The organism is Leucobacter faecis (assembly GCF_054456695.2).
On sequence record NZ_JBTJER020000016.1, the window covers coordinates 18,423 to 29,198 of the forward strand.

At 64.1% G+C, this 10,776-nt stretch carries 8 protein-coding genes; 3 read left to right on the plus strand and 5 right to left on the minus strand.

Annotated elements, in window-relative coordinates:
• Positions 1–117: 117 nt before the first annotated feature.
• Both ACXR2W_RS13160 and thrC read right to left on the minus strand, forming a co-directional pair.
• A complete protein-coding gene (locus ACXR2W_RS13160; protein WP_458816612.1) occupies positions 118–1,326 on the minus strand; it encodes an AI-2E family transporter in 1,209 nt (402 codons plus the stop codon).
• A gap of 62 nt (positions 1,327–1,388) precedes the next feature.
• A complete protein-coding gene (gene thrC, locus ACXR2W_RS13165) occupies positions 1,389–2,819 on the minus strand; it encodes a threonine synthase (protein WP_458816614.1) in 1,431 nt (476 codons plus the stop codon).
• Between the two features lie 215 nt (positions 2,820–3,034).
• Between thrC and mscL the strand changes: the two genes are divergently transcribed.
• Entirely contained in the window at positions 3,035–3,418 is a 384-nt protein-coding gene (mscL, locus tag ACXR2W_RS13170) for a large conductance mechanosensitive channel protein MscL (protein ID WP_458816616.1), read from the plus strand.
• A 123-nt stretch (positions 3,419–3,541) separates the two neighbouring features.
• Here mscL and ACXR2W_RS13175 read toward each other — a convergent pair whose 3' ends face one another.
• Positions 3,542–4,987, minus strand: a complete 1,446-nt coding sequence (locus ACXR2W_RS13175) for a dipeptidase (RefSeq protein ID WP_458816618.1) — start codon at positions 4,985–4,987, stop codon at positions 3,542–3,544.
• A gap of 88 nt (positions 4,988–5,075) precedes the next feature.
• On the opposite strand from ACXR2W_RS13175, the gene ACXR2W_RS13180 reads away from it, so the two are divergent.
• Positions 5,076–7,100 (plus strand): bifunctional metallophosphatase/5'-nucleotidase, encoded by a 2,025-nt coding sequence (locus tag ACXR2W_RS13180; protein ID WP_458816620.1) that lies wholly within the window; start codon positions 5,076–5,078, stop codon positions 7,098–7,100.
• Between the two features lie 12 nt (positions 7,101–7,112).
• Here the strand turns inward: ACXR2W_RS13180 and ACXR2W_RS13185 are convergent, their stop codons facing one another.
• Together ACXR2W_RS13185 and ACXR2W_RS13190 are read right to left on the minus strand one after the other, a co-directional pair.
• The gene (locus tag ACXR2W_RS13185) at positions 7,113–8,948 is read right to left on the minus strand and encodes a C69 family dipeptidase (RefSeq protein ID WP_458816622.1); all 1,836 of its coding nucleotides are present in this window, start codon (positions 8,946–8,948) and stop codon (positions 7,113–7,115) included.
• 336 nt (positions 8,949–9,284) lie between these two features.
• Positions 9,285–10,040, minus strand: a complete 756-nt coding sequence (locus ACXR2W_RS13190) for a MazG nucleotide pyrophosphohydrolase domain-containing protein (protein ID WP_458816624.1) — start codon at positions 10,038–10,040, stop codon at positions 9,285–9,287.
• Between the two features lie 96 nt (positions 10,041–10,136).
• Between ACXR2W_RS13190 and ACXR2W_RS13195 the strand changes: the two genes are divergently transcribed.
• Positions 10,137–10,622, plus strand: a complete 486-nt coding sequence (locus tag ACXR2W_RS13195; protein ID WP_458816626.1) for a hypothetical protein — start codon at positions 10,137–10,139, stop codon at positions 10,620–10,622.
• Positions 10,623–10,776 lie beyond the last annotated feature (154 nt).

A 10,776-nucleotide genomic window follows, 5' to 3' on the forward strand; every position in this document is an offset into this window, starting at 1 on the left:
GCTGTGCTTTTTCGCATCACCGGCAACAGGTCATAACTTTACACACCCCGGGGGCGACCAGCAAATCGCACCCCGAACCCCGGGAGTGTCGGCCCGAACCCCGCCGCCCGCCATCAATCATTCTTCGCTGGGCTGCGGCCGAAACGGGCGAGCAGGCGTGTCTGGCCCGTCCCACACTTTGATAATGCCCCACGCTACGGCAGCAATCGGCACCGACAGCACGGCCCCCAAGATGCCGCTGAGCACCGTGCCAATCGTCAACGCGAGCAAGATCACCAGGGAGTGCAATTTGAGCGCGCGCCCCATGAGCACCGGCTGCAAGAAGTTTCCCTCAAGCTGGTTCACGAGAACTACGACGCCCACCACCACGATTGCACTAATCGGGCCGTTGGCCACGAGCGCGACAAGCGCCGCGAGCGTGCCGGCGAGGGTCGCTCCCACAATCGGAATAAACGCGAGCACAAACACGAGCACCGACAGCGGCAGCGCGAGCGGCACCTGCAAGATGGCAAGGCCGATGCCGATGCCGATCGCGTCGACGGCCGCGACAGCCGCGGTGCCGCGTACATAGGAGCCCAGCGTCTGCACGGTTTTGGCCCCCGCACGCTCGGCTCGACCTAGCGCCTCCCCCTGAAACGGGCGCAGCAAGAAGCGCCAGATCTGCGGCCCGTCTTTCAAGAAGAAAAATAGCACGACCACCAGCAGCACAAGCCCGGTTACAAAACTGGTCACGGCCCCTACGCCTGCGAGCGCCCCCGAGCCAAACTGCGAGCTCGTCAAGAAACCAGTAATGCTGTCTTGCCAGTCTTTGAGCTGCTCGGGGGTGGGCCAAAATGGCAGCTCATGCCCCCAGGCAACCACCTGGTCGAAGCCCTCTTGCGCCTGCTTAGACAGGTCATCCCACTGGTCACGAACGGCCCACACGATCAGCCAGCCGATCCCGGTGAGGATCAGCATGATCGCGAACAGCACCGAGATCGTTGCGAGCAGCGACGGCACGTTTCTCGCACGCAGCCACCCCATCACGGGCGTAAACGTGCTCGCGAAAATGAGCGCGAGCAAGATGGGAATCACGACGGTCGTGAGTGACCTGAGCCCCACGATCACGCCGGCGGTGAGCGCCAGCACGATGATGATCTGCAGCGAGCGCGTGGCGAGCATGCCGAACGTGTCGCCCCACGCCCCGCGCGCAGGCCCGGCAGACCCGGCAGGCCCGGCGGCGGGCGTCGATCCGGATCGATCTTCGCCCGCCGGTGCAACGCCCGCGGCCGCTTCGAGCCGCGCGAGCTGGCGTGCGGTTTCAGCATCATTTCTTCGGAAGAACATGGTGACCTTTCGCCGGTTTTCAGGGCCTGGCACAGGCAGCGCGGTGCCCGAGCGTCTATCGGTTAGCGCTTGGTGGCACGCTGCGCGACGAACTCGCGCAGCGCCTCTTCGTCGTTGCCCATCTCGGTGACGTGCTGCGGCAGTTCGAGCAGCCCGTCCAAGTGCGCGGGAATACCGATGCGCTCGCCGGTCGCCTCGAACACGATCTCGGGAAACTTCTCGGGCTTCGCGGTTTCAAGCACGAGCATCGGCACGCCCGCCTCGACATGCTCGCGCGCCACCTTCACGCCGTCGGCGGTGTGCGGGTCGATGAGCGTGCCGGTCGTCTCGTACACCGAGCGGATCGTCGCGACGCGGTCGGCGTGAGTCGACGTGCCACTTGCGAAACCGAACTCTGCCACGAAGCGAGGCAGTTCGGCCGTGAGGTCGATGCGGCCGGTCTCGTCGAGTTCGCGCCACGCGGCGGCGAGCCGCTCGGGGTCTCGGCCCAGCAGGTCGAAGATGAAGCGTTCGAGGTTCGACGCCTTTGAAATGTCCATCGAGGGGCTCGAAGTGAGGTAGGTGTCGGCGGCAGCGCGCGGTGCGTACACGCCGGTGCGGAAGAAGTCGTCGAGTACGTTGTTCTCGTTCGCGGCCAGCACCAGCTTACGAATGGGCAGCCCCATCGCGCGTGCCATGTGCCCCGACAAGATGTTGCCGAAGTTGCCCGAGGGCACAGTGAACGACACCATGTACGCCCCGCGATCAGCCTCTGCGACCTGATCGGTGGCGCGCAGCCACGCCCAGAAGTAGTAGACCATCTGCGCTGAAATACGGCCCAGGTTGATCGAGTTGACCGTGCCGAGATCGTGCTCGCGCTTAAACTCAAGGTCACCCGAAAGTGCCTTCACCAGGTTCTGGCAGTCGTCAAACACGCCCTCGACGGCAATGTTGTGAATGTTCGCATCGGTGAGCGAGTACATCTGCGCCCGCTGAAAGTCGCTCATGCGGCCCTGCGGCGACAGCATGAACACTGAAATGCCAGCTTTGCCCCGCAGGGCGTACTCTGCGGCCGAGCCGGTGTCACCCGAGGTGGCGCCGACAATGTTGAGGGCGCGGTCTGCGCCCGCGAGCACGTGCTCGAGCGCCTGCCCAAGAAACTGCATCGCCATATCTTTGAACGCGAGGGTGGGCCCCTCTGAAAGCCCAACGAGCGAGATGTCACCCTCGAGGTGAGTCACGGGCACGACCGCCTCGTGCACGAAGTTCTCGGCGCTATAAGCGGCCTCACACATGCGCGCGAGATCTGCGCGTGCGATGTCCGTGGCGTAGAGGCCGAGCACCTCGGTGGCGAGCTCTGGGTAGCTGAGCCCCCGCCACGCCTCGATCTGCGCGGCGGAAACCGTGGGAACGGTTTCAGGAACCACGAGTCCGCCGTCGGTGGCAAGCCCCTCGAGGAGAATCTCGCCGTACGATGCGGGCGTCATGCCGCCGCGGGTGGAAAAGTACTTCACCTGTGCTCCTTTGGATCGCTCCCCGAGAATCGGGACAACATGACTCATTCTGCCATTAGCCGCGCTGCCAGGCGTTCATGTAACACCAAGGCACGATTTTCTCGCGTTTCATCACGCCCGCACCGCTGCCCGCGCGCTATCGTGTGCAACAACGCACTCGCGTAAACACGCGCGGGGCGGCGGCACACACACTACGAAAACAGCTGGGAGATCACATGCTCAAGGGATTCAAGGAGTTTTTGCTGCGCGGCAACGTCGTCGACCTCGCGGTCGCGGTCGTCATTGGCGCAGCGTTCAACGCTGTCGTTGATCGGGTCGTCACCTCGCTCATCACCCCCATCATTGGCATGGTGTTCAAGGCCGACTCGCTCGACACGGCACTCATGATCCCGCTGCCCGGCGGCGGCGCGATCGAGCTTGGCGCGGTGCTCGGGGCCTTGCTCAACTTTGTGATCGTCGCGGCCGTCGTCTACTTTGTGTTCGTCGTGCCTATGAACCGGATGCGCAAGACCGAACCCGAAGAGGTGGCCACCGGCCCCAGCGAGCAAGAACTGCTTACTGAGATTCGCGACCTGCTGCGTGCGCAGCAAAAGAGCTAGCCTGAACTAAACGCAGTTCCTGGCGGCGCAATTCTCGGCGGCGAAGCAAACGGCGGGGCCGGATCATTGATCCGGCCCCGCCGTTCAATTGCGGCCTACGCGCCCTGCGCCGCTCGCAAGAAGCTAGCCCTCTCGCGCGTCGAGCCGCGCGAGGAACAGCGCCTCGGTGAGCACCGACTTGCGAAATGCCTCGATGTGCAGCGACTCGTTGGGGCTGTGGGCGCGGCCGTCTGGATCTTCGACGCCGGTGACGAGAATCTCGGCCTCGGGAAACTCGTTCACAAGCTCGGCAATGAACGGGATCGACCCGCCCGCACCCATGTCGACTGGCGCCTTCTCCCACGCGTCGGCCATGGCCCGGCGCACCTCGGCGACCGCCGGGCCGCTCGTGTCAACGAGGAACGCCTGGCCGAGGCCCGGGTCTTCGAAGGTGAGCTTCGCGCCAAACGGTGCCCTCGCCTCGAGGTGCTGCTTGATCGCCTCGTACGCGGCCACCGGATCCTGACCGGGCGCAATCCGCGCGCTGATACGTACGCGCGTGGCGGGAATCAGCGTGTTCGAGGCGTTCGCGATGCTCGGCGCGTCGATGCCCGTGATTGAGATTGCAGGCTGCGCCCAAATGCGCGACAGAATCTCGCCGCGGCCGATCGTGCTGACACCGGGCAGCAGCGCCGACTCTTCACGCAGCCTGGCCTCATCGTAGGGAGGCGCCTTGATCTCAGCCGAGCCGAGCCCCGCGACCGCGACCGCGCCGTCAGCGTCCCACAGGGTGTCAAGCAGGCGCACCGTTGCGAGCATCGCGTCGGGCACCGCGCCCCCAAACATGCCCGAGTGTGAGGCGTGGCCGAGCGTCTCGACGCTCAGGTTAAACGCGACCGCACCGCGCAACGCGATTGTGAGCGCCGGCGTCTCTTCGTCCCAGTTACCCGAGTCGGCGACAATGATGGCGTCAGCCTTGAGGAGTTCACGGTTTTCACGAAGGAAGCTGCCGAACGAGCCAGACGCCCACTCTTCTTCTCCCTCAATGAACAAAGCGATGCCCAGGTCGAGCTCGCGCCCCTCGGCTTCGGCCGCTGCGGCGAGCGCCCGGATCGCACCGACGTGGGCCATGACGCCCGCTTTGTCGTCGGCGGCGCCGCGGCCGTACAGCCTGCCGTTACGTTCGGTGGGTTCGAACGCTGGGCTCACCCAGTCTTCATCCTTGCCGGGGGGCTGGACATCGTGGTGGGCGTACAGCAGCACGGTGGAGCGGCCGTTACGTGGTTCGCGTCGTGCGACGACGGCGGGCTGGCCGTACTGCACTTCGGTAGCGCCCTCGGGCTGTACGTCGAGCGGCGCGCGGCGAATATCGACCTCGTCGAAGATGCCGATCTCGCGCAGCATGCCCGCGATGTCTTGGGCGCTGCGTTGCAGGTGTTCGTGGTTGAAGGCGGGCCACGAGACCGACGGAATGCGTACGAGCCGTTCGAGGTCTGCGATGGTGGCGGTGAAGTTGTCTGTTACGTGCGCGCGTACGCTTTGTTCGGTGTGCGCGGTGCGATCTGCGTGCGCGGTGCTGTCGTTTGCCATGCGGCGTCCCCTTCGGTGTCACGGTGCCCGTGCCGGGCTGCTCATTCAGCCTATCGCCGCTCTTTCGTCGAACCACTACACTGGCCGAATGGACGGTGTACACGATTTGGCGCTTGCGCGCGCAAGTTTTCCGATGCGTCGCGGCCAGGGCCGGCCTCGCACGAAAAAGGTTTACGGTGCACTGCTCGCCGCTGCGTTGGTCACACTGGTCTGCGTGGCCGGGAGCCCTGTCGACGGCCTCATAGCGGCGACGCCCGCGGCAGCTGCCCCGTTAGAGACGCCTGCCCCGCCCACCGGCGGCGCGTACCCCGCGGGGGCGGCGACCGTGCAGTTGCTGGCGATCAACGATTTTCACGGCCGAATCGAGGCCGCTCCCGCGGCGAATGACCGCGGCCCGGCGGGGGCCGCGGTTCTCGCGGGGGCGGTGACGCAGCTCACCGCAGACAACCCCAACACCGTGTTGGTGGCGGCGGGCGACAACATTGGGGCTTCGACGTTTACTTCGGCGATCGCGCAGGATGAACCAACGATTGATGCGCTGCTCGCGGCGGGGCTTGCGGCCTCAGCCGTGGGTAACCACGAGTTTGATCGCGGCTTTGCTGACCTGCGCGATCGTGTGATGCCGAGGTACGGGGACCCTGCGCTCACCCTCGGAGCGAACGTGTATGACCGCGCTACCGGTGTTCCGGTGCTCGGCGAGTACACGATCATTGAACGCGGAGGCATCAAGATCGGACTCATTGGCACGGTGACCGAGCACACGGCGATCGCGGTAAACCCTGCCCTCATCGCGGGGCTCGAGTTTCGCTCGCAACTCGACACTGTCAACCGCGTCGCAGCAGACATCGACGACCTTGTCGACGCGACCGTGCTATTAACGCACGACGGCTTTGCTAGTGAGAACTGCGTGGTGAATGCGACCGAAGCGTCGACGTTTGGCGACCTTGCGCGCGAAGCGTCACCCCTCGTCGACGCGATCGTGTCTGGCCACTCCCACCTGCAGTACAACTGTACGGTGGCTGGGCGCCCGGTCATTCAAACGGGCAATTACGGGAGCGCCCTCGGTCAGATCGAGCTGCGCTTTGACGTCACAGGCGTAACCCCTGTGTTCACCGGGGCCACGAGCGACCTCCTGCCGCTGAGCGCGGGCGGCGTACCCAGCTATGGAGCCGACCCCACAGTGTCGGCCATCGTTGACTCCGCCATCGCTACGGCCGAGGTGCTGGGCAACAGACCCGTCGGCCGCATTGCCGGTGACATTGTGCGCGGCGGCACTCCCCCGGGCAGCGACCGCTCGGTCGAATCAGCGCTGGGCAATCTGCTGGCAGACATTACGCTTGCGTCACTGCCCGGCGCAGACCTGGGGGTCGTTAATCCGGGGAGCATGCGTGAAGACCTCATATTCGATGCGGCCACCCTGCCGCACCCCGGCACAGTCACCTACCGCGACGTCGCAAACGTGCAGCCCTTTGCCAACATGATGGCGAGCGTGAAGCTCACGGGCGCTCAGCTGAAGCAGATGCTCGAACAGCAGTGGTCGAATGATCAAAACGGCACCGAGGTGAAACGTCACTTGGGCATTTCAGACGCCCTCAGATACACCTATATTTCTGATGCCCCCGCGGGCTCGCGCATCACCTCGATGAAGCTCAACGGCGTGGACGTCGCACCTGCCGTCACCTACACCGTCGTTACGAACGCGTTTCTCGCAGCTGGCGGCGACGGCTTCACCGTGTTTGGGGAGGGTGCAGAGCTTACCGAACTGGCATTCACCGACACTCAGATCACGCTCGATTACTTCGCGGCCCGTGATGTGGTGGCCTCCCCCGGTCTAGGCCGCTCTCAGGTGGGTACCGCACCGGGCGATGAAGAAGATGGCGTTGCCGACGGCGACGATGACGGACGGGAAGAGACTGACCAGGGGAAGACTCCCCCACCCGCCTCCCAGTCCGACGGCACGAACGGTGCTACTTCCACCCCCGCACCAGCGCTCGCTCGTACGGGCTCAAGCGCTGGTGCTGGGCATGCGGTGATCGCGTGGGGCGGCTTTGCGCTCGTCGCCGCAGCGATGTGCATGCTGGCAGAGGTGCTGCGATCTCGACGGCGGAGCTAGGGGCTTCGCAGACTAGGAGCGCCGGCGCAGTAAGTATGCCGCTGCAGCTGTGAGGATGGCTCCCGCAGCTACCCCGCCCGCAGTCCATGCCCACACGGGCAGTGCCCCTCCGTCACTCGCAGGGCGCCCCGGCAAGGCGACCGCACTAAAGTCGGGCACGTCCGCAGGATCCCCGTATGTCCCCGCACGCTCTAGCGTGGAGCCCTCAGGCCAGCCGCCGCCCACATCGCAGTTCATGCGATCCCTTGACGACGCACTGCTGCGCAGATCCATCGGCAGTGACCGTGCAGAAGCGGTCTCACCTTCGATTCGCTCGACCTCAGGTTCTGCAATGCCGCCCGCAGCGAATGAGCGTTCCAACACGCTGCTCAGCAGAAAGTTGCCGAGTCGCAAGCCGTCAAGTGCACGCACGAACGTTTCATCTGTGAGTGCGCCTGCGGGGTCGCGGCCTGCCTCGACTTCACGCTGGGCTGCGGCGAGCGCCTCATCCCATCGTGCAATGGACTGCGCATCGTAGCCCTCGAGCGCCCTAGTGACCTCACTCAGGTACTGGTCAGGCCGCGCACAGGTCGCATACATGAGGCGCTTGAATGTTTGGGTCGCGTACTCGGTGGCCTCTTGTTCGGCAAACGCTGGATCAAGATAGGTCGCTGATGCCCCAGCCGTGAGGTATCGGTGTTGGCTCAGTTCGATCGGCAGTTCGGTCGTGCCGATCGAAATGGGAATGTAGGGCGCGGTCGCTGCGGCCGTCGGAGCAACCCACAACGTAGTGAGCGACGGGTCGGGCAGATCGTCGCGTAACTGCGCCACGTGACCGTAACCTGATCGATCATCTGACCAGCGCGGGTCGCGCACGATCCGCATGACGTCCTCGAGCTTCGCGGGAGCGAGCTGCGCGAACTCCGCCTCCAGCGATACGGGGTGCCGGTATGGCGCCGGGTCATGCGCGTCGGCCACGTCTCCGATGTCGAAGGCTTCGGTGGGAAATGGCTCTTGGTAAACAGTTTGCAGGTTAAAGCTCGCGTCTGTGCTCGGGTCGTACCATCCCTGCTGTTGCGCAAACGAGACCAGATTCGCTGAGCCTAAGTAATCGGGGTCGTTGCCCGAGACCGCGGCCACAGGAAACTCGTGAATGTATCCCGGGTACGATACGCGCACTTCGTCTGCCCCGAGGCGTTCCGCCGCCCACAGCCCCTGGCCACCCGCGTACTCGATGAATACCCAGCCCTCATTTTCATCTGCGAACAGGTGGGAATTTCCGCCGTAGGTTGTATAGCCGTATTCATCGATCAGTTCGCCGAGGATCTCCACGGCCTCCCTGGCGCTGCCCGCGCGCTCCATCGCGATGCGCGACAGATCGGAGTACTGCGGGCCCGACTGATCTTGGGGCGTCATCTCGAGGAGCTCGGCGCGCGAGTTCGACCATACGTCGCGCGCTGCCACGTTCTTTTCGTTGAGTCCGCCATTAGTCAAGGGTGCAGGCAGTCCCGTGAACTCTGAATAGTTCGAGGTGATGTAGCGATACGTGTGCGGCACCTGGGGTATGGTGCTCAGCTGCCCGGGCATGTCGGCTTCGGCCGTCGCCCCCACGGTGATCTCGGCCCCCTCGGGGTGTTCCTGGGCTGGTACGACCTCGACCCAGTGGCTCGAGGGCTCGTGGCCGAATCCGCCGAGCATCGGGTACCCGTCCTCGGTTAGATTCTTGCCAACATACACGGCAAAGGATTTGTCTGGCTCATCAAAGACGGGCGCTACGGCGGCGCCTCCTTGTCCCGATGCGATGCCTGCGACTGTCTGGGGCAAGCTGGGGGTGGCGTGCGCGGCTGACGTGGCTGCCCCCGTTGCCATGAGCCCCACGCAGACGGCAGTCGCGACTACTCTCGTGCTGAATTTCACTGTCGAGGTGTGAAACGAAATCGTGTGTCTCCTTAGTATTGACGGCCACCGTGCACGCGGGCAAGACACGCTCACCCCTGAGTGATTTACGCGATTGGTGTAGCCAAATAGCGAGTGTAGGAGACGCATTTTTCCTTTGGCAAACCGGCCAGGAGGCCGATATTTCGCGCGCATACACGTGTCACACCCGCGCTAATGAGTCAACCTTCCCGCCTCAATTCGCCACGAACCACTGGCTGACTCCCGCCGTTTGTACAGAGCCACCCAGCAGTCTCGGCACGCCCGGTGCTACTCGTGAGCGGCCCGAGCCGCCATTCGGTCGACGGCAAGACGAAGCGCGCGATCCGGATCGACGCCCGCCGCGTTCGCCCGCGTCACGAGCGCGAGCATGGCGTCGCCAATGCCAAGCTCAGCAAGCCGAAGCTCATCGGGGCCGATTACGGCCATGAACGGGTCTTCGTGGTGCCCTTCGAGTGCACTCGGATCGATCAGACGCGCCCGCTTGAGGCGTTCCACGACCTTCGCGGCGCGCGCGAGCGAGGGCATACCGGCCGGCACCCCCTCGAGGGGGCTGCGTGAGCCTCGCGCTTCACCGGCCGCATCTTCTTTGAGGCGCTCCCACTCGGCCTCGAGCTCGTCGAGCGACATATACCCGCGGTCGCCAAACACGTGGGGGTGGCGGGCGATGAGTTTCTCGTTCAGGGCCGTCGCGACCGAATCGAGGTCGTACCCTTCGCCGTCACGCTCCGCGATTGCGGCGTGAAAAAACACTTGGTAGAGCACGTCGCCCAGCTCGGAACGCACTTCGTGGGCGGGGAGGCCACGCTCGATCGCGTCGATAAGCTCAGCGGTCTCTTCGACCAGGTAGGGCGTCAGGGTCTCGTGCGTTTGCGCTTCGTGCCAGGCGCAGCCACCCGGCGATACCATCGTGCGCACAGTGTCGCGCAGAGCACGCAGCGGGTCTGATGTTTGCTGGCCAGAGCCGTGCTTCGCGCACTGCTGTGAGTCGTGTGGTCGGTCTGTACTTCGATGTTCAGTCGCCATACAAAAACACTAGCCGGTACCCGGGCTGTTAGCCTTGATACGCACACCCAGATCTCAGACAGCGCGGTTACACGCGCGCAAGGAGTCCTCTTACCCATGTCAGTTGGCAAGACCACCACCAAGTTCGCAGGCGTTCTTTGCGCTGCGGCCCTCGCTTTCACCCTCTCGGCTTGCTCGGGCGGCCAGAGCGTAGCAGAAGCTTGCAAGATCGCAGAAGAGACCGTGTCAGAAGCGCAGAGCGACATGCAATCTGCCATGACTGAAGCGATGACCGGCGAAGGCGACTTCGGCGAGCTATTCTCAGGCGTCAACGACGCCCTCGTCAAGGCAGAAAAGCAGGTGAACAACGCCGAGGTCTCGCAGGCGCTCAAGGACATCACCGCAGACTTCGGCGAAGTACGCGACGTGTTCAAAGACTTCAAGATGCCCGACATGACCGATTTCGATTACAGCGATCCCGAAGCAATGGCAGATTTCGAAGAAATCTCTGCAGAGCTCGAGGCGAAGAGCGGCGAGCTCGAGGCGATCTCTTCGAAGCTTGAGAAGTCGAGCGCCAAGCTGCAGGAGCTCTGCACCCTCTAGACGAGATGCGGCGCCCACCGGGCACACGCTAGGTACTCTTCTAGCGCCCACATGCGCTGACGAGAAATCGCTCATAGGCGCTGAAGAGACGGTGTTGAAAGGACGAGCACCCACGATAAGTACGTATTTATCGTGGGTGCTCGTCCTTTGGGTG

Bases quoted from the DNA above. Each gene is read 5' to 3' on its own strand.
- ACXR2W_RS13190 (WP_458816624.1), bottom strand. From the start codon at position 10,040: ATGGCGACTGAACATCGAAGTACAGACCGACCACACGACTCACAGCAG.
- ACXR2W_RS13175 (WP_458816618.1), bottom strand. From the start codon at position 4,987: ATGGCAAACGACAGCACCGCGCACGCAGATCGCACCGCGCACACCGAA.
- ACXR2W_RS13160 (WP_458816612.1), bottom strand. From the start codon at position 1,326: ATGTTCTTCCGAAGAAATGATGCTGAAACCGCACGCCAGCTCGCGCGG.
- mscL (WP_458816616.1), top strand. From the start codon at position 3,035: ATGCTCAAGGGATTCAAGGAGTTTTTGCTGCGCGGCAACGTCGTCGAC.
- ACXR2W_RS13180 (WP_458816620.1), top strand. From the start codon at position 5,076: ATGGACGGTGTACACGATTTGGCGCTTGCGCGCGCAAGTTTTCCGATG.
- ACXR2W_RS13195 (WP_458816626.1), top strand. From the start codon at position 10,137: ATGTCAGTTGGCAAGACCACCACCAAGTTCGCAGGCGTTCTTTGCGCT.
- ACXR2W_RS13185 (WP_458816622.1), bottom strand. From the start codon at position 8,948: ATGGCAACGGGGGCAGCCACGTCAGCCGCGCACGCCACCCCCAGCTTG.